This is a genomic window from Pantoea sp. EKM21T (genome assembly GCF_011800405.1).
GTDB classification, from domain to species: domain Bacteria; phylum Pseudomonadota; class Gammaproteobacteria; order Enterobacterales; family Enterobacteriaceae; genus Pantoea; species Pantoea agglomerans.
Genome location: NZ_JAALFV010000003.1, coordinates 320,787 through 347,277, shown reverse-complemented (window position 1 = coordinate 347,277; position 26,491 = coordinate 320,787). Strand labels below are relative to the sequence as shown.

Annotated in this window: 21 protein-coding genes; 16 read left to right on the top strand and 5 right to left on the bottom strand. The window is 51.8% G+C overall.

Annotated features, from left to right (window positions below):
• Window positions 1-38 precede the first annotated feature (38 nt).
• The 5 genes from HFD87_RS07895 (at window position 39) to HFD87_RS07875 (ending at window position 3,706) form a co-directional block, all read left to right on the top strand.
• A complete protein-coding gene (locus HFD87_RS07895) occupies window positions 39-1,340 on the top strand; it encodes a maltoporin (protein ID WP_033760237.1) in 1,302 nt (433 codons plus the stop codon).
• Window positions 1,341-1,442: 102 nt separating this feature from the next.
• Window positions 1,443-2,381 carry a maltose operon protein MalM gene (gene malM / locus HFD87_RS07890; protein WP_167423206.1) on the top strand — a complete coding sequence of 313 codons (939 nt, stop codon included), beginning with the start codon at window positions 1,443-1,445 and terminating at the stop codon, window positions 2,379-2,381.
• 188 nt (window positions 2,382-2,569) lie between these two features.
• On the top strand, window positions 2,570-2,785 hold the full coding sequence (locus HFD87_RS07885; protein WP_033773851.1) for a type II toxin-antitoxin system Phd/YefM family antitoxin: 216 nt from the start codon (window positions 2,570-2,572) through the stop codon (window positions 2,783-2,785).
• Between the two features lie 99 nt (window positions 2,786-2,884).
• A complete protein-coding gene (locus HFD87_RS07880; RefSeq protein WP_033773852.1) occupies window positions 2,885-3,229 on the top strand; it encodes a type II toxin-antitoxin system PrlF family antitoxin in 345 nt (114 codons plus the stop codon).
• A 6-nt stretch (window positions 3,230-3,235) separates the two neighbouring features.
• Window positions 3,236-3,706, top strand: coding sequence for a type II toxin-antitoxin system YhaV family toxin (locus HFD87_RS07875; protein ID WP_167423205.1), 471 nt, complete (start codon window positions 3,236-3,238; stop codon window positions 3,704-3,706).
• A gap of 189 nt (window positions 3,707-3,895) precedes the next feature.
• On the opposite strand, the gene malQ is transcribed toward HFD87_RS07875, so the two are convergent.
• Window positions 3,896-5,971, bottom strand: a complete 2,076-nt coding sequence (malQ, locus tag HFD87_RS07870; RefSeq protein ID WP_167423204.1) for a 4-alpha-glucanotransferase — start codon at window positions 5,969-5,971, stop codon at window positions 3,896-3,898.
• Between the two features lie 8 nt (window positions 5,972-5,979).
• Complete coding sequence (gene malP / locus HFD87_RS07865) at window positions 5,980-8,382, bottom strand: maltodextrin phosphorylase (RefSeq protein ID WP_122889339.1); 2,403 nt, start codon at window positions 8,380-8,382, stop codon at window positions 5,980-5,982.
• 281 nt (window positions 8,383-8,663) lie between these two features.
• On the opposite strand from malP, the gene malT reads away from it, so the two are divergent.
• The 7 genes from malT (at window position 8,664) to HFD87_RS07830 (ending at window position 15,543) form a co-directional block, all read left to right on the top strand.
• A complete protein-coding gene (gene malT / locus HFD87_RS07860; protein WP_033760251.1) occupies window positions 8,664-11,366 on the top strand; it encodes an HTH-type transcriptional regulator MalT in 2,703 nt (900 codons plus the stop codon).
• 921 nt (window positions 11,367-12,287) lie between these two features.
• Window positions 12,288-12,440 (top strand): hypothetical protein, encoded by a 153-nt coding sequence (locus HFD87_RS22960; RefSeq protein WP_232526453.1) that lies wholly within the window; start codon window positions 12,288-12,290, stop codon window positions 12,438-12,440.
• Window positions 12,441-12,488: 48 nt separating this feature from the next.
• Window positions 12,489-12,911, top strand: a complete 423-nt coding sequence (locus tag HFD87_RS07850; RefSeq protein WP_010247334.1) for a hypothetical protein — start codon at window positions 12,489-12,491, stop codon at window positions 12,909-12,911.
• Between the two features lie 116 nt (window positions 12,912-13,027).
• A complete protein-coding gene (locus HFD87_RS07845) occupies window positions 13,028-13,276 on the top strand; it encodes a hypothetical protein (RefSeq protein ID WP_010670286.1) in 249 nt (82 codons plus the stop codon).
• A gap of 152 nt (window positions 13,277-13,428) precedes the next feature.
• Window positions 13,429-13,674, top strand: a complete 246-nt coding sequence (locus HFD87_RS07840; RefSeq protein WP_022624743.1) for a hypothetical protein — start codon at window positions 13,429-13,431, stop codon at window positions 13,672-13,674.
• Between the two features lie 642 nt (window positions 13,675-14,316).
• Entirely contained in the window at window positions 14,317-14,673 is a 357-nt protein-coding gene (locus HFD87_RS07835; protein ID WP_060679078.1) for a hypothetical protein, read from the top strand.
• Between the two features lie 384 nt (window positions 14,674-15,057).
• The gene (locus tag HFD87_RS07830) at window positions 15,058-15,543 is read left to right on the top strand and encodes a GNAT family N-acetyltransferase (protein WP_045140149.1); all 486 of its coding nucleotides are present in this window, start codon (window positions 15,058-15,060) and stop codon (window positions 15,541-15,543) included.
• Window positions 15,544-15,726: 183 nt separating this feature from the next.
• Here HFD87_RS07830 and HFD87_RS07825 read toward each other — a convergent pair whose 3' ends face one another.
• Entirely contained in the window at window positions 15,727-16,677 is a 951-nt protein-coding gene (locus HFD87_RS07825; RefSeq protein ID WP_031592446.1) for an AraC family transcriptional regulator, read from the bottom strand.
• Window positions 16,678-16,785: 108 nt separating this feature from the next.
• Here HFD87_RS07825 and HFD87_RS07820 point away from each other — a divergent pair, with 108 nt between their 5' ends.
• Together HFD87_RS07820 and HFD87_RS07815 are read left to right on the top strand one after the other, a co-directional pair.
• Complete coding sequence (locus tag HFD87_RS07820) at window positions 16,786-18,012, top strand: MFS transporter (protein WP_158149930.1); 1,227 nt, start codon at window positions 16,786-16,788, stop codon at window positions 18,010-18,012.
• A 332-nt stretch (window positions 18,013-18,344) separates the two neighbouring features.
• A complete protein-coding gene (locus HFD87_RS07815) occupies window positions 18,345-18,791 on the top strand; it encodes a GNAT family N-acetyltransferase (RefSeq protein ID WP_157353375.1) in 447 nt (148 codons plus the stop codon).
• A gap of 334 nt (window positions 18,792-19,125) precedes the next feature.
• Here HFD87_RS07815 and HFD87_RS07810 read toward each other — a convergent pair whose 3' ends face one another.
• Window positions 19,126-20,667, bottom strand: a complete 1,542-nt coding sequence (locus HFD87_RS07810; protein WP_167423203.1) for an MFS transporter — start codon at window positions 20,665-20,667, stop codon at window positions 19,126-19,128.
• 121 nt (window positions 20,668-20,788) lie between these two features.
• Between HFD87_RS07810 and HFD87_RS07805 the strand changes: the two genes are divergently transcribed.
• Both HFD87_RS07805 and HFD87_RS07800 read left to right on the top strand, forming a co-directional pair.
• The gene (locus HFD87_RS07805; protein WP_124890541.1) at window positions 20,789-21,679 is read left to right on the top strand and encodes a LysR family transcriptional regulator; all 891 of its coding nucleotides are present in this window, start codon (window positions 20,789-20,791) and stop codon (window positions 21,677-21,679) included.
• Between the two features lie 345 nt (window positions 21,680-22,024).
• Complete coding sequence (locus tag HFD87_RS07800; RefSeq protein WP_033760282.1) at window positions 22,025-23,962, top strand: methyl-accepting chemotaxis protein; 1,938 nt, start codon at window positions 22,025-22,027, stop codon at window positions 23,960-23,962.
• Window positions 23,963-24,826: 864 nt separating this feature from the next.
• Here the strand turns inward: HFD87_RS07800 and HFD87_RS07795 are convergent.
• Complete coding sequence (locus HFD87_RS07795; RefSeq protein ID WP_033760284.1) at window positions 24,827-25,846, bottom strand: LacI family DNA-binding transcriptional regulator; 1,020 nt, start codon at window positions 25,844-25,846, stop codon at window positions 24,827-24,829.
• Window positions 25,847-26,491: the final 645 nt, after the last annotated feature.

The window sequence follows — 26,491 nt, the reverse complement described above, 5'->3', positions numbered from 1 at the left end:
CCAAAAACAATAAAAGCAATGACCTCAGGAGATAGAAAATGTTAACTCTGCGCAAACTTCCCATCGCCGTTGCCGTCGCGGTGGGAACCCTCTCCGCCCCGACGATGGCGGTTGATTTTACCGGTTACGCCCGTTCCGGCATTGGCTGGACCGGCAGCGGTGGTGAACAGCAATGCTTCCAGGCCACCGGCGCCCAAAGTAAATACCGTCTGGGCAACGAATGTGAAACTTACGCCGAACTGAAATTAGGCCAGGAAGTGTGGAAAGAGGGCGACAAAAGCTTCTATTTCGACACCAACGTGGCTTACTCCGTGGCACAGCAGAATGACTGGGAAGCCACATCGCCCGCCTTCCGTGAAGCCAACGTAAAAGGTAAAAACCTGATCGACGCGCTGCCAGGCTCTACCATCTGGGCCGGTAAGCGTTTCTATCAGCGTCATGACGTCCATATGATCGACTTCTACTACTGGGATATTTCCGGTCCGGGTGCCGGTCTGGAAGATGTCGATCTCGGCTTCGGTAAACTCTCTTTCGCCGCAACCCGTTCATCTGAAGCGGGCGGCTCTTACACCTTCTCCAGCGATCGTATCCGTGACTTCGCCACCAGTACTGCCAACGACGTGTTTGATGTGCGTCTGGCCGGTCTGGAAACCAACACCAACGGCGTGCTGGAGCTGGGTGTCGACTACGGTCGCGCTAATGCCCGTGACGACTACCGTCTGGAAGAGGGGGCTTCTAAAGATGGCTGGATGTTCACTGCTGAACATACCCAGAGCATGCTGAAGGGCTATAACAAATTCGTACTGCAGTATGCCACCGATGCGCTGACCTCTCAGGGCAAAGGCGTGCCGCAGGGCACCAGCCTCAATAACAATGGTGACATGTACCGCATCCTCGACCACGGTGCGATCTCGCTGGCCGAACGCTGGGATCTGATGTACGTCGCTATGTACCAGAACATCGATCTGGACAACAACCGCGGCACCGAGTGGTACACCGTGGGTGTGCGTCCGATGTACAAATGGACGCCGATTATGAGCACGTTGCTGGAACTGGGCTACGACAACGTCAAATCACAGCAGGCTAACGAGCGCAACGGCCAGTACAAAGTGACGCTGGCGCAGCAGTGGCAGGCGGGTGACAGCATCTGGTCACGTCCGGCTCTGCGTCTGTTCGCGACCTACGCCAAATGGGATGAAAAGTGGGGTTACAACAAAGATAACTCAGGCGATCTCACCACCTTCGCCTCTGCGGACACCAGCGGCAACGGCATCCTGACCAACAGCCGTGGTAAAGACGATGAAGTGACCTTCGGCGCGCAGATGGAAATCTGGTGGTAAGCCAGCACCTTTTCTGACAGGCGCGCCTGCGCCTGATGGATCTCTTTGGTCGCGGTGTGCCATTGCCTGGTTCACGCCGCGACCTGCAATAAGGTAGACATAATGAAAATGAAAAAACTGGCTGCACTCTGCCTGAGTGCGGCGTTACTGACAGGACACGCGCTTCCCGCCCTGGCGGATGTCAATCTGGTGCCGCAGGATCTCTCGTCCGCACCGGTCGTGGCACCCGAGACACTGCAACGCCTGAGCTGGCAACCGTTGGCTGCTTCTCAGATACAGACAACAAAACTCGCTAACAGCGGACAGACGCTGTATGCGCCACACATTGCCGGTCCGGTCGCGGCCTACAGTCTGCCCGCCAATATCGGCGAACTGACGCTGACGCTGAGCAGTGAAGTGGCGAACGGTCAGGTTTTCGCGCCGAACGTGCTGGTGCTGGATGAAAACCTGCGTCCTGCGGCCTGGTTTCCCAGCCGCTACTTTACCTATCAGAAGCCGGGCGTGATGGCGGCAGATCGACTGGAAGGGGTGATGAAATTAACCCCGGCGCTGGGTCAGCAAAAAATCTACCTGCTGGTGTTTACCACCGACAGCGATCTGACACAAACCACCACGCTGCTTGACCCGGCCAAGGCCTACGCGCAGGGCACCGGTCATGCGGTACCGGATATTCCCGATCCCGTCGCCCGCCACAGCCGGGAAGGGACAATCAAGCTGAAGATGCAGACCAGTTCCGGCTCATCCATTCTGGTCGGGCCGCTGTTTGGTTCATCCGGCCCGAGCGCGGTGACCGTCGGCAATACCGCACCTGCGGCAGCGTACAGCGCAGCACCGGCGCCTGCACCCGCCGCAGCGCCCGCGCCAAAAGCCCGTGCGGAACCGATCATGAGCGACACCGAGAGTTACTTTAACCAGAAGATCAGACAGGCAGTGAACAGCGGTAATATCGATAAGGCGCTGAAACTGCTGGATGAAGCCGAGCGGCTGGGTTCCACCTCTGCACGGCAGACCTTTATCAGTAGTGTTAAAGGCAAGGGGTGAAGCTGCCCCGACAATACTGATGTTGTTCCATCTGGTGCGCTGCGGCGCACCTTTTTTTGTTGCAGAGATCCTGATTGCATGATTTTTTTGCGTGGTTTTACGCATTGCGTAAGTCATGCTGTGGGCAATAGCGTTTGATGAATATAGGCTAACTAAGCTGTTTCAGGGATGACTTTTCTGGAGGCTATATGCGAAGTTACACGACAACACAGGCCCGAAAATATCTTGCTGAAATCATGGATATCGTGATGGCGGGTGAGCCTGTGATTATCACCCGCCGGGGCGGCTCTGCTGCTGTGCTTATCAGTCGCGAAGAGTTTGATGTCTGGCAGGAAATAAAACAGGGTGCCAATTTTTCAGTCGATACGGAAAAGCGTAATCAGAAACTTTTAATGAAGACTTAGTAACAAAACATTCGCTCTTATCGCGATCAATGCATTTGCATTGCCAATGCACTTGCATTACTGTTGCGCTATCTTGTTTTTTTCTAGTGAGAATCCGCAATGGGAACTCTGACTCATGCAAACATCTCTCTGCGTGCTTCATCAAAACTGACAGCGCGCAGCCAGACCACTATCCCTGCCGCAGTTCGTGATGCGATGAATCTGCAACCTGGTGAGAATATCGAATACGCTGTTCTGCCGGGCGGCAAAGTCCTTATTACCCGTCAGGAAACGGTGACTGATGATGATCCAGTGATGGCGAGCTTTCTGAGTTTTCTTGCTGCTGACATACGCAACACACCTGCAAATATTAAAACGCTGGATCGAGGATTATTAACTCGCATTACATCGTTGACCGAAGGTATGGACGTTGATTTGGATGCTCCACTCATGGACGATGAGTAATTAAGTATGGAAGACAGCACGGTTATAAATGGATGGCACGTTTATGTTCATCCCTGTTTTGAATCGCAGCTGATTGCGCTGACCAATGAAGTGGAGTTACTCAGGGCTAAATATCCTGAAAGTTACCAGCGAAAAGCGACGACTAAGCTTTTAGCCGCTGTGTTTAAAGTTATCAATAGTGAGATTTGCGCCGATCCACATCAGGCAAAGTTTCGCCAGGGCGATACGCTGGGAGAACAAAATAAGCATTGGTTCCGTACAAAGTTTTTGATGCAGTATCGTTTGTTCTTTAGATTCAGCGAGCAACATAAAACCATCATCCTTGCATGGATGAATGACGCTGAGACCAAACGTGCTTATGGCAGTAAGCGTGACGCCTATAAAGTATTTTCAGGAATGTTGCATAACGGCTATCCACCTGACGACTGGGCTTTGCTGTTAAAGCAATCTCAGGATTGGGCGAATACAAATTCTTAAGTTCATTAAATCCTGAACAGAATCCGGTGTGCTTTTTTCAGACGCTCGTGCTCAGGGTGATCTTATCACTGTTGAGAGGCGCTGATTACAGTAGCAGAGTGCGAGCCGTTGCCGGCCCGCACGCTGTAATAACTGAAAATTATATAAAACAGGCAGCGTCAGAGACGAGTGTGAGTCGCGCGTTAACCTTCAATCGCGCAGTAGTCGCTTCCGGCGTGCCGTCAGATCACGCAGCAGCGTGTCAGTGGCAGGATCGCTGAACAGCGTTTCCAGCGTGGCGCTGAGCTTGCGTCGCCAGTTCGGATATTCATCGCTGGTGCCCGGAATATTGACCGGCGCCGCCATATCCAGCCAGTCCTCCGGTTGCAGTCCCAGCAGGGCGCTGTGGCTATCAGCCAGATAGCGCTGCATCGCCCGGTTTAATGCCTTGCTCATGCCGGTGCGACGTGCATCGCGTCCGGCACGTTTCGGCAGGGCACCAACGCGATGCAGACTCTGCAGCAGCGCCTGCTTCGCCCGCAGCCGATCCTGATACAGCCCGGCCAGCACCACTTTGTCAGGATAGAGGCCGAGTTGTGCGCCGGTGGTCAAATCATCGCTCTGCCACCAGCCACGCAGCGTCGGAAGATCGTGCGTGGTGGCGACCGCCATTGCCTGCCGTGGCCATTCGGCGGGCGGACGAAAACTGTGGGCTGACTCCTGCTCAAAATAGAGCACCTTATAGGAGTAGACCCCGCCATCACGCAGCTTATCGACAATCGCTTCCGGCACCGTACCGAGATCTTCGCCAATTACCATGCAGCGATGACGCTGACTTTCCAGCGCCAGAATCGCCAGCAGATCGTCGATGGGATAGTGCACGTAGGCACCGTGCATCGCGCTATCACCGGCCGGAATCCACCACAGTCGCATTAGCGCCATCACATGGTCAATGCGCAGTGCGCCGCAGTGGCGCATGTTGGCGCGCAGCAGGGCGATCCACGGCTCCCAGGCGCGCTGACGCATCACCTGCGGATCCATGGGCGGCAATCCCCAGTCCTGGCCGCGCGGGCCGAGAATATCGGGCGGCGCACCGATGCTGGCCTCCATGCAGTAGAGATCGCGCTCGCTCCAGGTCTCTGCGCCACCCTGCGCAACACCCACCGCCAGATCGCGGTAAAGTCCAATCGGCATCTGCTGCTGCTGGCAGATGTCCCAGCAGTCGGCAAACTGCTTCGCGGCCAGCCACTGCAGCCAGAGCCAGAAGCGCACCTGATCGGCGTGCTGTTGCAGGAAGGCCTGCACGGCCGGACTGCCGGGATCCTGCAACGCCTCCGGCCACACCGGCCAGCCCCAGCGATCACTATCCTGTGCTATCTGATCGGCGTGCAGCGCATCAAACAGCGCCTGATGCTGAAGACTCTCGCCTCCTTCACGTATAAATCTATTAAACGCCTGCACCTCGGGATCGCTGGCGTCACGCTGAGTAAACTGCGGCCACGCCAGCCTCAGCGCGTCCATTTTCAGCCGGGTCACCGCCGCATAATCCACCCAATCTGCTGCGCGAGCCTGCTCCAGCGCCTGTTCTGTTTCCGGACGTTGCCACCAGGCCTGAGCGGCAGTGCTCTGCCGGAAATCAGCGACTGCGCCCACATCGATGTAGAGCACATTGAGCCAGCGCCGGGACGAGGGGCTGTAAGGGCTGGCACTCTCCGGGCTGGAGGGAAACAGCGCATGGATAGGGTTAAGACCGATAAACGCGCCGCCGCGTGCGGCCACCTCCGGCAGCATCCGGCGCAGATCGCCAAAGTCGCCGATTCCCCAGTTCTCCGCCGAGCGCAGGGTATAGAGCTGCACGCAGGCGCCCCATAATGACTCACCTGCCAGCAGGGCCGGGGGTTCATAACAGCGGGCCGGGGCAATTATTATCCGGCACGACCACTGCTGCGCACCCTGTTGCAGCGTCAGCTCATGATAGCCTTCAGGCAGCGGCGGCAGATGCAGCGGCTGAGAGGGCTGGCAGCGACCTGAGCTGATTTCACCCGCTTCACTGGTGAGATGCCAGTGGGCATCGTCAGCGAGCTGTGGCGACAGGCTCAGCAGATCGCCGCTGCGAAAAATCACCACCGGTGGCAGCGGCGTGCTCAGCGGATGGGAAGGCTGCATCACCGCCAGCAAACGCTGGCGGGTCAGGGTCGGGATCGCCTGTGGCTTGCCGTTAGCATTGATATACTCAGCGGCGATGCCCGCCCGGGAGAAATCGTCCATAACCGGATCTGTTTTCATGGCGTTCCTTAGCGTTTCGCTTGCCAGATGCGCTGCTGGTAATCGCGGATAGCGCGATCGGAGCTGAACATGCCACAGCGTGCGGTATTGAGGATGGTGGCACGTGTCCAGGCCTCCTGATCGCTCCACAGCGCTTCTACCTGCGCCTGTGCGTCAAGGTAGGGCTGGAAGTCAGCCAGTACCAGATAGGGATCACCGCCTTCCGGGCCGAGACTCTGCAACATCGCATCAAAGGCGTGGCAGTCGCCCTGGCTGAAGGTGCCATCTTCCAGCGCCAGTAAGACCTGATTGAGCTGCGAATCTTTCTTGCGCCACTGCGCCGGGGCATAACCGTCTGCTTTTAACGCCACCACCTGTTCCACGGTATGCCCGAAGATAAAGATGTTCTCGCTGCCAACCTGCTCAGCGATCTCGACGTTCGCTCCATCCAGTGTGCCGATGGTCAGTGCGCCGTTCAGCGCCAGTTTCATATTTCCGGTGCCGGACGCTTCTTTACCGGCGGTGGAGATCTGCTCAGAAAGGTCGGCGGCGGGAATCAGCCGCTCGGCGACGGAGACGTTGTAATCGGGAATAAACACGACTTTCAGACGGTCACCGATGCGGGGATCCTGATTGATCACCTCGGCCACTTTGTTGATGGCATAGATGATGTTTTTCGCCAGTGCATAGCCGGGCGCGGCTTTGGCACCAAACAGCACCACGCGCGGCGTCCGGTTTGCCTGCGGATCGGTGACCAGCGTCTGCCACAGCGCAATGATGTGCAGCAGGCTCAGATGCTGGCGTTTGTACTCATGCAGTCGTTTGATCTGTACGTCAAACAGCGCGGTGGGGTCAATCTCAATGCCGGTCCGCTGTTTTACCCAGTGCGCCAGCGCGACTTTGTTCTGCTGCTTGATGGCGCGATATTCCGCGCAGAAGGCGGCGTCATCCGCAAAGGCTTCCAGCCCCTGCAAGGCATCGAGATCGTTCAGCCAGGGTTTTTGCAATGTTCGGGTGATCAGGGCACTCAGTGCCGGGTTGCACTGATTGATCCAGCGGCGCGGCGTAATGCCGTTGGTCACGTTGTGGAATTTCTCCGGCCACATCTGGTGATATTCCGGGAAGAGATCCTGCACCACCAGTTTCGAGTGCAGCGCCGCCACACCGTTGACCGCGAACCCGCTGGTCACGCAGAGGTTTGCCATCCGCAGCTGGTTATTATGGACCAGCGCCAGTCTGGCCCACTTCGCTTCATCGTCCGGCCAGCGCGCGGTGACAGCCGTTTTTAGCTGCGCGTTCAGGGTATTGATGATCATCATATGGCGCGGCAGCAGGCTGCGCACCAGACGCACATCCCAGCACTCCAGCGCTTCCGGCATCAGGGTGTGATTGGTGTAGGCAAAAGTGTGCTGTGTGATCTGCCAGGCGCGATCCCAGCTCAGCTGATGCTCATCCAGCAGCAGACGCATCAGCTCCGGGATGGCCAGCGTCGGATGGGTGTCATTAAGCTGGATCACTTCATGATCGGCCAGGGTTTCGATGCTGCGTCCGGCCCGATGATGGCGACGCAGAATGTCAGCCAGCGCGCAGGCGCACTGAAAATATTGCTGCATCAGACGCAGTTTTTTACCGTTCTGATGATTGTCATTGGGGTAGAGCACTTTAGTCAGTTTTTCAGCATCAATACCCTGTTGTTCAGCGCGCAGAAAGTCGCCGTCGTTGAAGCGATCAAGGTTAAACGGCTGGGCATGTTTCGCCTGCCATAGACGCAGTGGCTGGCTGATACCATTCTGATAACCCACCACCGGCAGATCCCAGGCTTCGCCGAGCAGTTCAAACGCCGGTTGCCACTGTGGCTGACCCGCAACCGTCACCACTTTACCGCCCAGCCCGACCCGCACGTTAAGCGCGGCGTTGTGGTTAAACCACGGATAGCGGTCGCGCTGCCAGTCATCCGGACCTTCAATCTGCGCGCCCTGTTCGAAGCGCTGGCGGAACAGACCGTACTGATAGTTCAGACCGTAGCCCGTAGCGGGCTGACCCACATTCGCCATGGAATCCAGGAAACAGGCTGCCAGGCGACCCAGGCCGCCATTACCCAGCGCCGGATCTGTTTCGGTTTCCAGCACGTCAGTGAGTGAGATATCCCAGGCGGCCAGGGCCTCGTTGACCGCGTCATACCAGCCCAGGTTCAGCAGGTTGTTGCCGGTCAGGCGACCGATCAAAAACTCCATCGACAGATAGTTAACATGGCGCAGTTCTGTCGGGGCCGGGGGAGCAGGCTGCGCGGCCAGCATATCGGCCAGCGCACCGCTGAGTGCCTGCCACCACTGTGTCGTGGTCATCTCCTGCGCATCGCGCAGGCCAAAACGCTGCCACTGACGGGTCAGGGCAGCATTGAACTGAATCGGGTTGAAATCGGGCTGTGTCATGGTTGATGTCCTGTAAAACGGAAAATGGATCAATGTGGCGACAGTCTGCCCGCGCGGAAACCCTCGCTCATCCTCCTGCAAAGAATTAGCGGAGGAGGATGGGGAGGGTGGAGAGGATGAGGCTAATCCGAAATCGTTGAAGGAGTGTGATAGCACACGCTTTTGTAAAGATTAGTTAATGGGTTTGCTTGCATTCATCTGACGAAATGCTGAACCTGTGTAAGGAATAATTACGAAGCGTAAAATAATGATGCGCTCGACAAATGGAGAAACGCGCGCCCATGTTAATACCCGCTAAACTCAGCCGCCCGGTGCGTCTTGAAGGCACTGTGATTCGGGAGAGATTGCTGCAAAAGCTCACCGCTGCCGGTAACTATCGGCTGGTGCTGGTCACCAGTCCGGCGGGCTATGGTAAAACCACACTGGTGTCGCAGTGGGCGGCAGGGAAAAGCGATCTGGGGTGGGTTTCTTTAGATGAGGGCGATAATCAGCCGGAGCGCTTTGCCGATTACCTGATCGCTGCACTGCAACAGGCCACCCACGGTGGCTGTCCGCGCAGTGAACTGCTGGCGCAGAAGCGGCAGTATGTGAATCTCAATGCGCTGTTTTCTCAGCTCTTTATCGAGCTGGTGGAGTGGCAGCAGCCGCTGTGGCTGATCGTTGATGACTACCATCTGATCACCAATCCGGTGATCCACGACGCGATGCGCTTTTTCCTGCGCCATCAGCCTGAAAATCTGACGCTGATTTTGATGTCACGTAACCTGCCGCAACTCGGTATCGCCAACCTGCGGGTGCGTGAGCAACTGATTGAGCTGGGCAGCCAGCAGCTGGCTTTTACCCACCAGGAGGCGCGACAGTTTTTTGACTGCCGACTGGCGGCCCCGCTGGAAAGCGAAGAGAGCAGCCGACTCTGTGATGATGTAGCGGGCTGGGCCACTGCGCTGCAACTGATCGTACTGTCGGCGCGACAGGGTGCCAGTTCGGCTCAGCATTCCGCCCGGCGTCTCTCTGGCATTAATGCCAGCCACCTCTCCGATTATCTGGTTGAGGAAGTTCTGGATAACGTCGATCTGCCTACCCGTCATTTCTTACTGAAAACCGCGCTGCTGCGTTCAATGAACGATGAACTGATCGCCTGTGTCACCCGCGAAGAGAACGGCCAGATGCGGCTGGAAGAGATTGAGCGTCAGGGTCTGTTTCTGCAGCGCATGGACGATTCAGGCTGCTGGTTCAGCTACCATCCGCTGTTTGGTAACTTCCTGCGTCAGCGCTGCCAGTGGGAACTGGCGGCGGAACTGCCCGCGCTGCATCGGGCTGCGGCAGAGAGCTGGATGGCGCAGGGTTTTCCCGGCGAGGCGATTCATCATGCGCTCGCCTCTGGCGACGCCACCATGCTGCGGGACGTGCTGCTGAAGCACGCGTGGACGCTGTTTAATCAGAGCGAGTTGCCGCTGCTGGAGAACTCCCTGAAAGCACTGCCGTGGGAGATGATGCTGGAAAATCCAATGCTGGTACTGCTGCAGGCGTGGCTGATGCAGAGTCAGCATCGCTTCTCCGAAGTCGACAGTCTGCTGGCGCGTTTTGAACAGGCCAGCCGCTGCGAGATCGACGCAGCACTGCGCGGTGAATTTAATGCATTGCGCGCCCAGGTGGCGATTAACGATGGCAATACCGATGAAGCGGAGCGGCTGGCGAAAGTGGCGCTCGATACTCTGCCAGCGAGCCGTCACTACAGCCGCATTGTGGCAACCTCGGTACATGGCGAAGTGATGCACTGCAAAGGCGAGCTGGATGATTCACTCAAACTGATGCGGCAGACCGAACAGATGGCGCGGCGCGATGAAGTGTGGCACTACGCCCTCTGGAGCCTGATTCAGCAGAGCGAGATTCTGTTTGCTCAGGGCTTTTTGCAGGCAGCCTATGAGATCCAGAGCCGCGCCTTTGTGCTGGTCGACGAGCAGCACCTGGCGCAGTTCCCGCTGCATGAGTTTCTGCTGCGCATTCGCGCTCAGTTGCTGTGGGCCTGGGGACGGCTGGAAGAGGCGGAGCAGGCGGCCCGGGAAGGCATCAAAGTACTGAACGGTTTCCAGCCGCAGCAGCAGATTCAGTGTCTGGGTTTGCTGGTGCAGTGCTCACTGGCACGTGGCAATCTGGATAACGCCCGCAGCTACCTGAACCGGCTGGAAAACCTGCTGAACAATGGCAACTGGCACAGCGACTGGATAGCCAATGCCGACAAAGTCCGGGTCATTTACTGGCAATTGACCGGCGACAGCCAGAACGCCCGCGACTGGATGCGGCAGACGCCTAAACCTGCCTTCGCCAATAACCATTTTCTGCAGGGACAATGGCGGAACATCGCCCGCGCGCAGATCCTGCTGGGTGATGTCAGCCAGGCGGAAGTGGTGCTGGAGGAGCTGAATGAGAATGCCCGTGCCCTGCGCCTGATGAGCGATTTAAACCGCAATCTGTTGCTGCTGAATCAGATCTACTGGCAGACCGACCGCAAAGCGGAGGCGCAGCGTGTCCTGATAGAGGCGCTGAAACTGGCGCGCAGCACCGGTTTTATCAGCCATTTTGTGATTGAAGGCGAGATGATGGCGCAGCAGTTGCGGCAATTGATCCAGCTGAATACCCTGAATGAGCTGGACAGCCACCGCGCCCGGCGAATCCTGCTGGAGATCAATAAATATCACCGTCACAAGTTCGCCCATTTCGATGAAGGCTTTGTCAGCCGGTTGCTTAACCATCCTGACGTGCCGGAGCTGATCCGAACCAGTCCGCTGACGCAGCGTGAATGGCAGGTGCTGGGATTGATCTATTCTGGCTACAGCAACGATCAAATCGCCGGTGAGCTGGCGGTGGCCTCCACCACCATCAAAACCCACATCCGTAATCTCTATCAGAAGCTGGGCGTCACCCATCGCAGCGAAGCGATGAATCAGGTGCAGTCGCTGCTGAAAATGATGGGCTATGTCTGACGACAGGCGTTTACAGGGGCGGGCTTCAGCCCGCTCTGCCGCATGTCAGCACACCATCGAAACAGGCGGTCTTTATCAATGGGAAGCGGGGCAGTTACTTTACTGCGCAACATGCAGCTCTGATTTGCCGGATTTCGGGCCCTGATTTCTTCCAGCCGGTGCATAAATATCGCATGCATCTGCGCGTTACGGGTTTCACCTTTATTCAGCCCCGCGAGGTCCCGCCTGCAGCAGTTAGGGTAGTGCTTCCTGAAATTACGGATTTCTGAGGTTCAGGAAAATTAATTCTGAGTGGTTAAACAGTGTCCCCTTACCATACCTCTTAAAAGTCAGATGAATTATAGAAAATGATATATGCTTTTGCTTTTTTTTGAGTTCAGGATTGTCATTCCCTGCTTATGAAAAAAGTGCCTTAATAAAAATGCAATATGTATTATTTCATGAAAAGAGTAAATTGTTAGCAGGGTAATTATTAGCCTTTAATGTCATTAGCTATTAACTAGTTAGTTAAAAAATAGCATCCCCGAAAATTTTTTTTAAAATTAAACGAAAACATTCTAAAACAACGAAAAACGTTTCATTACACTCCATAGTTTTTATTTTTTAGATAATTTACTTTTAATGAAATAGCTCATTAGCTATGGGGTGGGCCAGCGATTATCTCATGTATTTATTATCTTTAAGGATGGATTATGAGACATAAAAAATTAACGCTTGCTTTGGCTGTTTTTGTTCTCTCTGCGGCGCGACTTGCAGTCGCTGCACCGTTACATAACCAACCGTTTACGAATCACTCCCCACAGACCTTCTTACTTGTCGGCGATGCTAATGGAGGTGACGGCGGCAACGGGGGTTCTGGTTCTAATTCTCCTGGTGGCCCTGGCGGCGATGGAGGAAATAACAGCGCCAGCGGTAACGGGAATGGCAGCGGTAATGATAACGGCACTGGCAACGGCTCCGCTAACGGTAATGGTTCCGGAGACGGTGACGGCGGCGGTGATGGTGGTGATAGCGGTGGCGATGGTGGTGGTGGTGATGGCGGCGGTGCGTAATCAGGCTGCAGAATCTAACTAAAAATGGTCGCCTCATGAAGGCGGCCATTAATTAAAGGATGAAACTTCTATGTCAAAGCTACACAACACGCTGATTTTTTTTCCACTATCTGCAGGGCTGCTCCTTTCCCTGCCGGTATTCAGTCAGACACTCCCGCAGGACACTATTCAGCTGTCTGCCTGTGAGAGCCTGAACGGACAAGATGGGAACGGCAGTTCGCCTGATGGAGAAAGTGGTAAAGACGGCGTGCCCGGTACAGGCTGTCTGAACGGAGGTAACGGCGGTAACGGTTCTGCTACAGGTGGTAACGGCGGAAATGGGGGAAATGGGGCAGGCGCCGCGACTGAACCTTACCATAAACACCACAAACATCATAAAAATGGACAGGGTAGCGCCAATGGTGGCAACGGGGGTGATGGTGGTTCAACTGACAATGCGCCCGGAGGTGCTGGCGGTGATGGAGGTAACAATGACCAGTCAGAACATCTGTAAACGATACCGTACCCTACTAAGGTGCTCCACTCTGATACTGGTGATTTTTACACACTACGGTTATGCCTCTCCGGCCTCCCCGATTCCTTTTCCTGATTCCTTATCACTGATTTCTGATGGTGGAAACGGCGGGGACGGTGGTCCGGGCGAAAACGGAGGGGATGGCGGTAACGGCGGTAATGCTGGTACAGGCTCCAACTCAAATGGCGGAGATGGCGGAAATGGCGGCACTAACGGAGCCGATGGAGGGGATGGTGGCAACGGAGGAAGCGGGAACAACTCATCCGGTGGTGATGGTGGTGATGGTGGTGATGGTGGTGATGACGGTGATAGCGGTGATAGCGGCGGCGGCATATAAGTCATAGCGCAGAGGATGATATGAAAAACCTTCTCATGAAAGCTGTATATCTCATTATTCTCACCTCAGCATTACTGAGACCTTTCATGGTCGTACTCACGGTAACCTCTTCTCTGGCGGCCGGAATATTCAGCACTGCGGCATGGGCAGACGGCGACGGTGGCGACGGTGGTGACGGTGGCGGTGACGGAAACGGGGGAGACGGAGGGAATGCTGGTTCTGGCAGCAACGGAAATGGCGGCGACGGCGGTAATGGTGGTGAAAACGGAGGAAATGGAGGGAACGGCGGTAATGGTGACGGATCAGGTAATGGCGGAAACGGAGGCGATGCGGGTCCTGGCGGCGTCGGCGGGCAGGGTGGCAGTGGCGGGAATGAGGGAGGACATGATGGTTCTCCCGGGATGAGTGGAGCTAAATAGTTATCCCTATGCCGTTAACGTGGTTTGCCGGAGGTTGATGACCCCGGCGACCTCATAAACACAGACTAAGCAGACAGCAAGGCAATGCGGAGACACCGGGTTGCCAGGCCTGAACTGCAAAGCCGGTGAAGTCATATCAGTCGTTTTTACCGGCACCAGTAAATCCCGATCTTCCTTAAAAGATATCGCATAGTGTCAGCCTGAGTGATGGCAGCTTATCCGGCACCACCCAACCATCCAGTTCCCGCCCGGCCTCTGCCGACTCCTGTGACATAACCCCAGCCTCTTCTGCAGGGGAACGGGTTGAATCGCGGCATGCTGGTCACGGATGTTATGTTGCATTAGATCTGAAAGCCGTTCTTATCAGGCCAGGATATTAAGGATCGCAACATAAAAAGAAGATACATGTGGTGAGTGTCCGCTATGAGCAAGGAGCGGACGTTCCGTTCTTAATGACTGACTGTTACCATTGCATCCAACATAGCACCCGGCTCATCCAACCTTACCCACAACAAAAATTAATATCCATAAATCAGCTCTATACACGTATGACATCACCAACTCCTCAAGTCACAAAATATTTTGCCGATAACGATTTTTTAACGATCCAAAGTCCTGGAAGACAGATATGAATAAATTTGTTTATTGTATGATTGCTTTGTTTTTTTCCGGTTTATGTTCCGCAGCTGAAGATTTAGGCTTGGGGACATATTTATGTGATGTCCGGATAACCAGCTCTCATACAGAGACGCAGCTTTTGCCAAAAGCTGCTGTCGTTGAAGACAATGGAAGTAACTACAAAGTGAAAATGCTGGGTAATGAGGTAGCATCCCCAGCGCTTGAAAGTGTCATGGGTGGTATTAAACAGCAGGCTACTGTTAACGGAATAACCTTCGTAAGACGTCCTAATTACGATGATCGTTTTATCATCGAAAATGCGCATTCCGGCTTCTTTTATAAAATGAGAAACTGCAAAAAAAACTAATATTTTTTCCGCTGATGCTTTAAGCATTAGTATAGGATGGCTTTTAAATTAATTGTGTTTTAAAAGTCCCTGTTTACTATATTATCTTGATTGTGAACCTCATATCTTTGCAGCCATGTTATGATTAAAATGCTTCGACAAATTGCTGTCACCTATTCGGCCGATGAGCAATTTAAACTGCTATCATGTCCGTATGCCTTCCAGTTTAACGTTCAAGCTGTATTACCTTTGTATTAATTTCTGGCAACTGCAATGAGGCGGGCCAGACTAAGTTCAGATTTATGTCCGCTATGAGTGAGGAGCAGCCATGACCCCAGGGATGGTTTAAATAAGTGATATCCCTTTACCCGTTTTGAGCTGATGCTTTTCTTAGCAGGATGCTTTATGTTGGTCACACTCATCCTGCAGGGTATAACCATGATAAAAGTAGAAAAATCAGATCCATTCTCTTCAGAATCCCATCGTTTAATCGAAATGCTATCAGCAGAACTTGCCGCTATTACTGGTGATAACGGCAAAAGCAATTTCACCACCCAAGCAATGGGTGATGACAAAGCTTTATGGGCATTAGCAAAGAATTCTCAAGGCAAAGCTGTGGGATGCGGTGCTATACGGCCATTTACCCAAAATATAGCCGAGCTTAAAAGAATGTTTTCAGACCGAAGTGAGTCAGGGATTGGTGGTGCTTTACTCACTTTCCTTGAAAAATCAGCAAAAGAGATGGGATATATCGAAGTTAGGCTGGAAACCCGCCACATCAACTATCGTGCTGTAAATTTCTACATGAAAAATGGTTATGTCCCTATTGAGAATTACGGCCCATATATAGGCAGGACAGAAGCTATCTGTTTCTCAAAGGCATTGCGCTGACTATATTAATTGGAACTGACGTCTGCTCCTGTCACAAAGTGGACTGTCATCGGGCTGATGACCGCTATATGCCAGTAGCGGACACTGTTTTTAATGTGATTCATTTTGTTCTGCACTTCCTGGAGCACAAAGGAAGTCAAACTACGTAGCGATTATTGCTAGCCCCGCTAAGGATAAAACCCATTAGCTAAGCAAACGAACCGCGCCTGGAGACTTACCCGTTACACGCTTAAAAGCCCGGCTGAAAGCAGCCTGAGAGGAGTATCCCAACCGTTGCGATGCGGTGTCGACGGTGATGTTTTCTGACGACAGCCAGCGGACAGCGAGATGCATCTTTACTTCTGTTGCATACCGTAGCGGTGGGACGCCGATGGTGGTCTGAAACCTTTCGGCGAATGCGGAGCGGGATATATGCGATTCGGCAGCGAGTTCTGCCACGCTCCAGTCACGGCCCGGTTCGCGATGAATCGCCAGGATGGCCTGAGCCAGACGCGGATCGCGCAGTGCTGCAGCCAGGCCAGGGCTATTGCCGCAACCATCTTCCACCCATCCTCTGATAAACATCGCTCCAGCCACATCGGCAAGCCTGGCGAGAATACCTGCATAGCCCACGCGTCCGGAGCATATCTCACGCTTCATCGCATCAAGTATATGCATGAGTCCCGGCCACTGAATCCCCTTTGCATCGGCATGCATAATTTCAGGCAGCACATCCGCCAGCCGCTGCATGCTTCCCAGATCGATTTTCATGCAACCAAAAAACAGCACAGCGCCTGGCGTTTCCTGAGTACTCGGGCAGGTATCAATGCCACTCACTTTTTCATCCAGTGGTGCCGTTTCAATATTGTCGATATCCAGCACGTCGGCGGCTGTTGCCGACAAAAGCTGATGCCGTTCGCCGTGGGGAAGAAATACAGCCTCTCCGGCTGAAAGCGTAAGAACTTCGCCGTTTGCACTATGGAGCACCATCTCCCCCACAGCGACGTAGTGCAGATAAGCATGACCGGGCCTGCTTGCGAAGTTCAGGCCAAACGTATCTCCCGTCTGGATACGCTGATATCGCACGCCGTATAGCCGCAGGCCGGAAAGCAGCTCGCTGATGAGTTCTGATGACAGAGCGAAGGATGAAGTCATATGCCTTTCCGGGTTTTGGGTAAAAAAGTGAGGGTTTTAGAGCATAGATCATCCAGCTGCGCCTGAATAGACTTCTTCTCCTGAAACGACTTTCCAGGAGACTTAGAAATGACGGATGAAACTTCTATCAGGGTTCACAAAGAAAGAGTGCAAAGAGATGAGAAAATCCAGCCAGCCTGGCTTGCGGTTTTTTCTTTAACCATGGGTGTTTTTGGCCTGCTCACCGCAGAGTACCTGCCTGCCAGCTTATTAACGCCTATTGCCCGGGATTTGGGTGTGTCAGAGTCTCTTGCAGGACAGGCCGTAACAGTGACGGCGGTGATTGCGTTATTTGCCGGATTACTGATACCGCGATTAACGCGTGCGCTGGACCGGCGCATCGTGTTGTTGAGCTTTACTGCCCTTATGATCTTCTCAAATCTGCTCGTGGCGCTCTCTTCAGGTATTGTCATGCTGCTGGCAATGCGCATCCTGCTGGGTATCGCGTTGGGTGGATTCTGGAGTATGGCAGCGGCGGTTGCGATGAGGCTAGTGCCGGAGAGGCTGGTACCGCGGGCGCTGTCGATCATTTTTAGTGGAATCGCGGTAGGTACTGTTGTTGCCGTACCGCTGGGAAGTTATCTGGGCGAGATGTCTGGCTGGCGTAGCGCGTTTATTGCCGCTGCTGCGGTTGGCGCACTCTCTTTCATTTTTCAGTGGCTGACGCTGCCCGGAATGCCGCCGGTAGTCAGGACCAGGACGGCATCCGTATTTTCTCTGCTCCAGAGGCCGGGCGTGAGCGTGGGCATGCTGGGGTGCGTGCTTGCACACACCGGCCAGTATGCGCTGTTTACCTATATACGGCCTGCGCTGGAAGGACTCGCACACATAGATGCAAAAGGGCTGGCGTTAATACTTCTGGTGTTTGGCGTTGCTAACTTTATCGGGACACTGTCGGCAGGGTGGCTGATGGAACGCAGCCTGCGTTTTACGCTGATTATTATGCCTGCTCTGGTGGGAGCTGCGGCACTGGGTATGATCACTCTGCCGTTATCAATCGCCGGGCTTACGGCGCTGGTCATGCTGTGGGGGCTGGCATTTGGTGGCATACCGGTGGCATGGTCAGGTTGGGTCGCCCGGACTCTTCCCGATGAGGCCGAGAGCGCAGGGGGTATGGTGGTCGCCGCCGTTCAATCCTCCATTGCCGCGGGTGCAGCAATAGGTGGTCTGATATATGGCCTCAACGGGGTGACGGGGGTATTCATTACAGCTGCCTGTATCATGCTTACTGCCGCGCTGGTTATTGCATTCCGGGTCAGGGTCTCGCCATCAGCTGAAGGAACGCAAAGCATATAATTTCAGTGGCATTTTAATATGTTGGGACACCTCAATCGAACAGCTTAACATCCCCGGACCGCACAGCGTTCCGGGCCTGCTGGCTGAGTCTGTTGGCAAAGGGGCGGGTTAACTGCTGAAGCTGGTTAAATGCGTTTTGAGCGAGGAGCGGAGCTTAGCAATAATCAGTAAGTGCCGTTTACTCGCTATTCTGAAATATCACCATTCTCAGTGGTGATTCAAACGTGCAGAGAAAACATTCCTTAACAGAGACGCTTGAAAAACAGTTTCCAGGTGATATCTTCAACACATAACTACCTCATCAGGAAGACAGTGTGATTACTCTCAGGAATATGAATGAAGAAGAATTCGTAAATTATCGTTCTCTTTTCATCCATGAATATTCGCAGGATCTGCAAAACAATCGCGGATATCTTTCCGAAAAAGCACGAATCAAAGCCATAGAATCTATTGATACAGTGTTAACAAAGGGAGTTGTGACCCCGGCTAATCAGCTGTGGTGTATCCAACAGCCTGATGAACCAGAGGACGTTATTGGCATCCTCTGGCTGTCGATCACCGGGTCATCAGCCTGGATAAGTGATTTCTACATTTATCCTGACTGGCGCGGCCGTGGATTCGGTGGTCTGGCCTTATGCGAAATGAAAAGATTGCTAAAAATAATGAACATCGATGAAGTCGGACTTAGGGTAGCTCCGAATAATGCCTCAGCCAAAGCACTGTATCAGAAGAATGGCTTTCATATTACCGGCATCAATATGTCTCAAAATTTAAAATAAATAATTTAATAAAGCGTTCTTACCAGTAGCCAAAGAGAATATCTTTTTTAAAGACCCCGCCGTGCAGCGCCTCATAATACACATTTGAGGAAATATTTTTTACGACACACTGCATTATTCTCCATAACCCGCTGAGAAAAGAACGGCCTCTTAATCACAACGGGTTTAACCGTTACCTCATGGGTGATTTTGACTAAGTTTGTCCCGTGAAAAGAATCAGCTTTGTAAGGGGCCGCTCCTGGCATAGAGCAGTCTGACATCGGATAATGCGCGCTATGAGCGAAAAGCGGATGCGATGAAATGAACGCTTACGACCTTATTCGATCAGGATTTTTCACACATCTCTGGCCAGCGTATTGCCTGCAGCACAGCCCTGCCTCTGCCGACCCAGGGTGATCCAGACCATTAGCGCGCAAATCAGCGTGACAGCAGCCAGAACTCTAAAAAGAAACGTATACGCAGTGTCATAACTGTCCTGAAGCAATAATCGTGAAATACCGGGTAACATCGCAGCGGCCTGCTCAGTACTGCCGCCACCCAGCCATGCGGCAGCCTGGTGAATGACCTCTGGCGCATACCCGTGAACGGTGTTTTTCAGATTCAAATCATTCATTTCTGTTAAAAATGCTGACGCCATCGCCAGAGCGATCCCTTCTCCGGCAACGCGAACGGTATTAAAGAGGCCTGCGGCCATGCCCGCTTTCTCCACAGATACAGCTGAAAGTGCCAGACCATCCATCAGTCCCCATGGAAGCGCAGCGCCGGTACCCGTCATAATCAGTGAAAGCACAAGAAAATTACTGCTGTTACGCGGTAGTGCGTATCCGAGGAAAAGCAGCCCGACTGATGCAATAATAAGTCCTGCAGCTGAAACGGTTCCTGGAGAAAACCACCTTGTCAGCAGTGCGGCAATGGAAGGGAAAACCAGCATTGGAGACGTCAGCGCCATAAGATAAAAAGCGCTCCGGGACTCACTCATCCCGTCACCGCCCATAAAATGCAGCGGAATAATAATCAGCAGCACAACATAGCAATAGCATGTTGCTATCGGCAGTAGCAGAACGCCGGCAAAGCGCGGGCGCAGCAGCAGAGAGATATCCAGAACAGGATTTTCAACCCCCAGGCAACGCACTACGAACCCGCTGAAAAGCAGCATGGCGCAAATGAAAAGGGTGAATGTGGGAAACGATAAAAACCCAAAGGCAGGTATAAGCATCACCGCTGATGTAAATAACATCAGGGATGCAGTAAACATGATTAATCCTGTGCCGTCTGGTTTCTGATGTCCGCTCTCTTCTGATGCTGGCAGAAACGCAGCACCGGTCAAAATTACAATGCCTGAAAGCAGAGCTAACATGGCATACAACCATCTCCAGCCCAAAGCATCCGTAATGAAACCCATCAACACAGGGCCGAACGCCAGGCCCACGCCAAACATAGTGCCAAGTACGCTGAAGGCCCGGGTCCTGTCCGGACCTTCATAGAGACGGGCCAGTGCGGCGCTGCCGCTGGCCAATATCAAGGCCGCAGCAAGACCCTGCAGTGACCTGAACAACCCAGCCATAAAGATATCCTGTGTCAGGCAGATCATAACGCTGCTCAGGCAAAACAGGGCTGAGCCTGCGGTAAAAATGCGCTTTCTGCCAGTAACATCCGCAGCAACACCGGCTGACAACAAAAAACTGCCGAAATTCAGCATAAATCCATTCGTCAGCCATGACAGCGCGGCAGGCGAGCCGCCAAGAGCCTGTTGTATTGCCGGCGTGGAGATTACACCACCGGTAAAGCTTAACGGCAGCAATATAGCCGCCAGATAGACAGAAAAGGCTGCCATATTCCTGGCGATTGGACTGGGTGTTCTGGCTGAAGTTGCCATTGGGTGACCTTATGTTTCCGAAAAGCGGATGGGTTAACAAACTTCAGTAATGTTATTGCAGACATCAGAGTGAATAAATACACTGAAAATCTCTTCTTAACGGACATTAAGTTTATAATTAATGGACAGTCTGACCTCTCTTACTTCGTTTGTCCGGACAGCGGAGACGCTGAGTTTTGTACAGGCCGCAAGGCTGCTTGGGATTTCTGCCTCAGCGGTCGGGAAGAATGTCGCCAGACTTGAGCATAAACTGGGCGTACGTCTCTTAAACCGCAGTACAAGAAACGTGAGTCTGACAGCGGAGGGGGCTGCTTTATTAATCCGCTGCCAGCATATTCTTGAGCAATTACAGGAGGCGGAGTCAGAACTGACGAGCAGCTTAGCGCAGCCTGCCGGGAAGCTCAGGGTTTCACTGCCTGTCATTGGCTACAGGTTGATCCTTCCTCTTCTGCCGGACTTTTCCCGCCGTTATCCTCATGTAGAACTCGATCTCGATTTCAGCGACCGGCTGGTAAACATCATTGATGAAGGATTTGATGTAGCCATACGAAGCGGTGAACTGACGGACTCCCGACTGAAATCTAAAAAGGTTGGTGATTTTCGTTTTGTGCTCTGCGCCAGCCCTGACTATTTGAATGAGTATGGCGTACCCGGCTCGCCAGCGGATTTAACGATGCACAGGTGCATTTCTTTTCGTTTTCCTTCAACTGGGCTGCTCCAGCCCTGGGAACTGCGCGGTATGTGCCCGGGTACTGACTTGAGGACAGCCTCTGTTCTGACCGTAAATAATATAGAGGCTTCTGTTCGCCTGAGCCTGTCAGGTATGGGGATTTGCTATGTGCCCGGTTTTGTCGTTCGCGAATCTTTGAACACGGGGCAACTGAAAGAGGTATTGCCAGGTAGCTGTACCAGGCAGGGGGTTTTCTCGGCACTCTGGCCGGCTAGCCGGTATCTTTCACCGAGAATACGCTGCTTTGTCGATTTTATTGGTGAGTCCGGCCTGTCTCTGTAATCTGTACCAGGCAGTTAATGCTTTCTGAAATCGTATGCACTTTTATGCTTATCTCAAAATCATGAACGTCCGCTCCTGGCACAAAGTGGACATGAATCATGTATAAAATTCGTTAAGAGAGAAGTTGATATTAACAATCTTTCCTACCTCTTATGAGGTAATTGTTAACATCAGTATTGTCTAATTACTGGGTAACAGGTTAGACCTTGTTGCGATTCAACCTAAATATTCTCTTTCTTACGCCTGCTATAAAGTTAATGAATAGTTAACCGATAATGATGATTAAGATGCTTTTAATCTGCATTATTTGTGTTCTTATAAAAATTAATTCAGCAGGGTGTAAAAATGAGTAATATTCTTAACAATATTAATCTTACCGCTAAGTTTGCAATTCTGGGCTTGTTTTGCCTTGTTCTTTTTTCAGTTCCTACCGTGCTTTTTGTGTCAGAAGGTAATAAATATATTCAGGACAAGCAGAAAGAAGTAACAGGAGTGCCTGCTGAAAACAAAATCCTTGCCCTGTTGAATCTGATACAGCGCCATCGCGCTGAAACAGCCCTCGCTATTGCGCAAAAAAATCCTGCCACCTCATCGCGTCTAAGTGTTAGAGATGACATTGTTACTATCACCGATGCCATCAAGAAAGAGATGGCGCAGACAGAAGGCAGTGCGGGTTTAATCGAAAAAATCAATGGGGTGCGTGCACAGTGGGACGCGCTGCAGCAGGACATTGATGCTTCGAAACTGAATCAAACGACCAGTCTTGACGCACATGCGCAACTCATCCGCAAACTTCTTAACACAAACCGCGACGTGCTGGATTTTTACGGTTTGTCGCTTGATTCAGATATCAGTACGTACCGCCTGATTATCAGCAATTTCTCATCATTGCCTGAGCTTACCGAAAGTCTGGGTAAAATTCGTGCGTTCGGGACTTCACTGCTTGCCAGGAAAGAAGCCGTTAGTGAGGCTGACTCTGTCCGTATGGAATCATTAATCAGCACGGGTGCCTATAATCTGGATATGTTTGCTCAGGACTCAGAGAAGCTTTTTTCGTCTGATACAGGGCTGAAGCAGAAATTCAGTGCCGATGCAGACGCGGCCGTGCAGGAAGCACAAAATGCCCTGAAAACTGCAGGGGCGTTATTTATTAGCCGCAGTATGACGAATCAGAATCCTCAGGACTATGCCGCAATTTTTACCAGCGCGATTAACAGATTCAGCACCTACGCGATTGCGGGCGGTAATGAACTGAATGACATGCTGAACCAGCAGATTACGGACCACCGGAATGCACAGTATGGTTTGCTGAGCGTTCTTCTCTTTATGGTCCTGCTTTCTGTCTTTTTCGCATTGATCATTATCCGTTCTGTTACACGACCTATCGGTGCCGCGTCAAAGCTTGCGCTTGAAGTAGCAGAAGGCGATCTGACAGCATCTTTTTCCGTGACAGGACGCAATGAAACAGCCGGTCTGCTTAAGGCATTACTGCAGATGAGTCAGCGCCTGACGGTGACGGTAGAAAACATTAAATCTAATGCCGTCACCATTGCCACCTCATCTGAGGAGATTGCCCGCGGTAACGGCGATCTTTCTGCGAGGACGGAAGAACAGGCTGCATCACTGGCTGAAACAGCCGCCAGTATGGAACAGCTCTCTTCGATCATCGGCAACAATGCTGAAAACACCCGCCATGCTGCAGAAATGGCCAGCTCGGCTACCAGCGCGGCATTGCGTGGCGGTCAGGCAATGGAATCAGTGCTGGGTTCCATGGAGAAAATCAGCAGCAGTGCAGGGCAGATTAAGGAAATCATTTCTGTCATTGATGGGATTGCGTTTCAGACGAATATTCTCGCGTTAAACGCGGCTGTTGAAGCTGCCCGGGCCGGTGAGCACGGTAAAGGCTTTGCCGTTGTTGCGGCGGAAGTCAGGTCGCTGGCACAGCGCTCGGCTGGCGCGGCGAAAGAAATTAAAGGACTGATCGAAAAGTCTGTGGAGAATGCTGAGCAGGGCATTTCGATGGCCCGGGATGCAGGTGAAAAAGTGAAGGAGAGTATGGATGCGATTGAACAGACAGCACAGCTGGTGAGAGAAATTTCATCTTCTTCAGAAGAGCAAAGTGCAGGCGTATCGCAGATAAATATTGCCGTTACTCAGATGGATCAGGTCACACAGCAGAATGCCGTGCTCGTTGAAGAGTCAGCATCGTCTGCTGATGAACTTGCAAGTCGAGCCGCTAATCTGAGGGACGCTGTTAGCGTGTTCCGCACAAACGCTGGTTAAAATTTCCGTTAAGTGCTTCTTTTATATGTCTGTAAACGGCGTGCTGTCGGCGCATTTCTGAGGTCTGTCATCTCAGTAACAGTATCTCATAAGCCATCCTACGGGATGGATTAATTCCTTCCTTACATAACTTTGGCACAAAGCGGACATACGTGCTGCAAGGTCCGCTTTGAGCGAAAAGCGGCCGTCAAATGTACGATGACAGTGTAGTTTTGCCAAAATAGACATAACATACCTATCGCACATGCAGGCGACAGGCAAAAAACCGCCATCTGAGTGGGTCAGCTGCGGAAGCAGCCGGGGAGAAAAGGTTATGCATCCCGGAAAATCCGGCGTTCAGCGAACGCTGTCACCTGTAAGCCTTGCTAAAAAAAAGCGAACGGCACAAACCATGTGCTGCCGATCACGTAACGCCGAGAGAAGAATAAAAAAACCGCCGTGCAGGCGGTTCAAAGAGGTATTCAGTGGTTTTTGCTCTTATCATGGCCGGTCGGAGCAGCCGCCGTTTGAGCTTAATGATAAAAGGCATCGGCAAGATAGCAAGCGTATCTCGGGCCGCGTTCCGGACGGATCCCACGGTATCTGCAGGATAAATAACCCGCTTTAGGCAAAAAAAAACCGCAGGGGGCCGAAGACGTGCAGTGGCTGAAAACTCCTGAATCCCTGGCCTGGTGTTGGCTTGCCGCTTATCTTGAATCTACTATGTGTAGTATCGATAGTAGCTTAGAAAACTACAACATATTGTATCTGCGACAGCTCGTTGCGGTCCGACATTCAGAGTTATAGGGGTTTTACCAACCAGCGGAAGATTAAGAGTACTAATGAGGGGGCCATTATTCTGAATCAATCGTAACCAATTTTATATCACCTATAATTTTCAGGAGTGTACAGCATAAAATCAACCTTTCCTGACTTATATTCATCAGGCTGCTCACCCATTTCAAGATAATGTAGCGCCAGTGTTATTGCCAGCTGAGCATGCCTCAACGTATTTTGATCTATGGTCAATGTCAGCACTCGTTGTTCGAGTAATTGCCGTGTTGTATTGTAAAGTTCATGAGTGACGTAAACTACTTTACCTCTAAGATTATAATCATTCAAAATCTCACTAACCTGAGTGTTACCCATGCCTGTATTATAAATTCCGACAATATCTTTATCAGATGCAAGGGTTCGGTTTAATAAAAGACTGATAAGCTCCCGTTCATCCTGACTGTAAATAGGTTCGCGCACATTGATTTTAGGATAAAATTTCTGCATTACTGAAATAAAGCCATCGACACGCTGACGATGGACTGCGTATTGCGTACGGCCGCTAATTATCACCACGTCCCCATGTGATGGTAGCATACCACCAAGTACAAAGCCTGATGTACGGCCTGCGCTATATTGATCAATTCCTACGTGGCACAATCTATCAGATCCTGGTAAATCTGCCACAAGGGTTATTACCGGGACACCGCGAGATTTACACAGGGTCAGCATTTCATAAATAAGTGGGCTCTCATGTGCAAATATAATCAAAGCGTCCATTTTTTTACTGCTGGCTTCAATGTGTTTTGCCATTTTTTCCGGAGAAGCTTCAGAGAATAAAGTTTTATGAAGTGTTATTCTGCGATAGCCTAAGTTATCAGCCAGCATGGAAAAATCTTTAGCAAGCTGTTCGAAAAAAAAAGATTTATTACTGCTCAACAGGACCTCAAGCTGCCAGGAGGGTCTATGCTTTTCCGGCAGAATACGCTTAAGTCCCGCATCACGGGCGGCCTTGAGTATTAGATTCTCCATGGCCGGCGATACTCCACCCCGATCATTAAGCACCCGATCAACTGTTGCAACACCTACACCTATTTTCTTTGCAAACTCAGTAATAGTTAATTTTTTCATATTTTATCGTATTTACTTTAACAGGTTTCGTCACTATCAAACTATAGTAAGTAATCTATAACACTGCCAGCGTTACAATCTTAACTTCAATTTATATTCTTTTCACATAAAAGACAAATAAATTTCACTTAAAATTAAGAGTAACACTCCAACAAAACTCTACTTTAAGAAATACATAAAACTTACTCGCATAAAAATTAACTTGAACTTATAGAACTTTTTCAAAAGCAACGCTGCGAGACATCGCATTCCTTACGAACAAATCAGCCGACTCTAAGTTTGACCAAAATGGCATTTAATTTTTAACAGAATCATATCATTAAACAATGAGTAGAATTATTTGCCACAATAAATAATGGCAATATTTAAAGTATTATTTACTCTGGATTTTTGACGCGATTTAAATATAGACCCTTTTTTCATGCAACAAATAGATGCATATGAAAAACATTAATATTCAGCCTTACCATGTCAATCAGCTTTTATATTAGATTATACTTAATAATAGTTTGATAGGATAAGATTTTACTCTCTACGAAAGTTTTCAGCCGGCGTAAGGAACTAACAGCATGAGTGAGTTAAATTGAAGATGTTAACAGCAATAGATGCTAACCATAATGTTCACTGCCTGAGTCAGCAGAGCCC

Bases quoted from the DNA above. Each gene is read 5' to 3' on its own strand.
- malP (WP_122889339.1), bottom strand. From the start codon at position 8,382: ATGACACAGCCCGATTTCAACCCGATTCAGTTCAATGCTGCCCTGACC.
- HFD87_RS07850 (WP_010247334.1), top strand. From the start codon at position 12,489: ATGTCAAAGCTACACAACACGCTGATTTTTTTTCCACTATCTGCAGGG.
- HFD87_RS07830 (WP_045140149.1), top strand. From the start codon at position 15,058: ATGTTGGTCACACTCATCCTGCAGGGTATAACCATGATAAAAGTAGAA.
- HFD87_RS07835 (WP_060679078.1), top strand. From the start codon at position 14,317: ATGAATAAATTTGTTTATTGTATGATTGCTTTGTTTTTTTCCGGTTTA.
- HFD87_RS07800 (WP_033760282.1), top strand. From the start codon at position 22,025: ATGAGTAATATTCTTAACAATATTAATCTTACCGCTAAGTTTGCAATT.
- HFD87_RS07875 (WP_167423205.1), top strand. From the start codon at position 3,236: ATGGAAGACAGCACGGTTATAAATGGATGGCACGTTTATGTTCATCCC.
- HFD87_RS07815 (WP_157353375.1), top strand. From the start codon at position 18,345: ATGAATGAAGAAGAATTCGTAAATTATCGTTCTCTTTTCATCCATGAA.
- HFD87_RS07885 (WP_033773851.1), top strand. From the start codon at position 2,570: ATGCGAAGTTACACGACAACACAGGCCCGAAAATATCTTGCTGAAATC.
- malT (WP_033760251.1), top strand. From the start codon at position 8,664: ATGTTAATACCCGCTAAACTCAGCCGCCCGGTGCGTCTTGAAGGCACT.
- HFD87_RS07795 (WP_033760284.1), bottom strand. From the start codon at position 25,846: ATGAAAAAATTAACTATTACTGAGTTTGCAAAGAAAATAGGTGTAGGT.
- HFD87_RS07825 (WP_031592446.1), bottom strand. From the start codon at position 16,677: ATGACTTCATCCTTCGCTCTGTCATCAGAACTCATCAGCGAGCTGCTT.
- malQ (WP_167423204.1), bottom strand. From the start codon at position 5,971: ATGAAAACAGATCCGGTTATGGACGATTTCTCCCGGGCGGGCATCGCC.
- HFD87_RS22960 (WP_232526453.1), top strand. From the start codon at position 12,288: ATGGCAGCGGTAATGATAACGGCACTGGCAACGGCTCCGCTAACGGTA.
- HFD87_RS07845 (WP_010670286.1), top strand. From the start codon at position 13,028: ATGGTGGAAACGGCGGGGACGGTGGTCCGGGCGAAAACGGAGGGGATG.
- HFD87_RS07810 (WP_167423203.1), bottom strand. From the start codon at position 20,667: ATGGCAACTTCAGCCAGAACACCCAGTCCAATCGCCAGGAATATGGCA.
- HFD87_RS07820 (WP_158149930.1), top strand. From the start codon at position 16,786: ATGACGGATGAAACTTCTATCAGGGTTCACAAAGAAAGAGTGCAAAGA.
- HFD87_RS07805 (WP_124890541.1), top strand. From the start codon at position 20,789: ATGGACAGTCTGACCTCTCTTACTTCGTTTGTCCGGACAGCGGAGACG.
- HFD87_RS07880 (WP_033773852.1), top strand. From the start codon at position 2,885: ATGGGAACTCTGACTCATGCAAACATCTCTCTGCGTGCTTCATCAAAA.
- malM (WP_167423206.1), top strand. From the start codon at position 1,443: ATGAAAATGAAAAAACTGGCTGCACTCTGCCTGAGTGCGGCGTTACTG.
- HFD87_RS07895 (WP_033760237.1), top strand. From the start codon at position 39: ATGTTAACTCTGCGCAAACTTCCCATCGCCGTTGCCGTCGCGGTGGGA.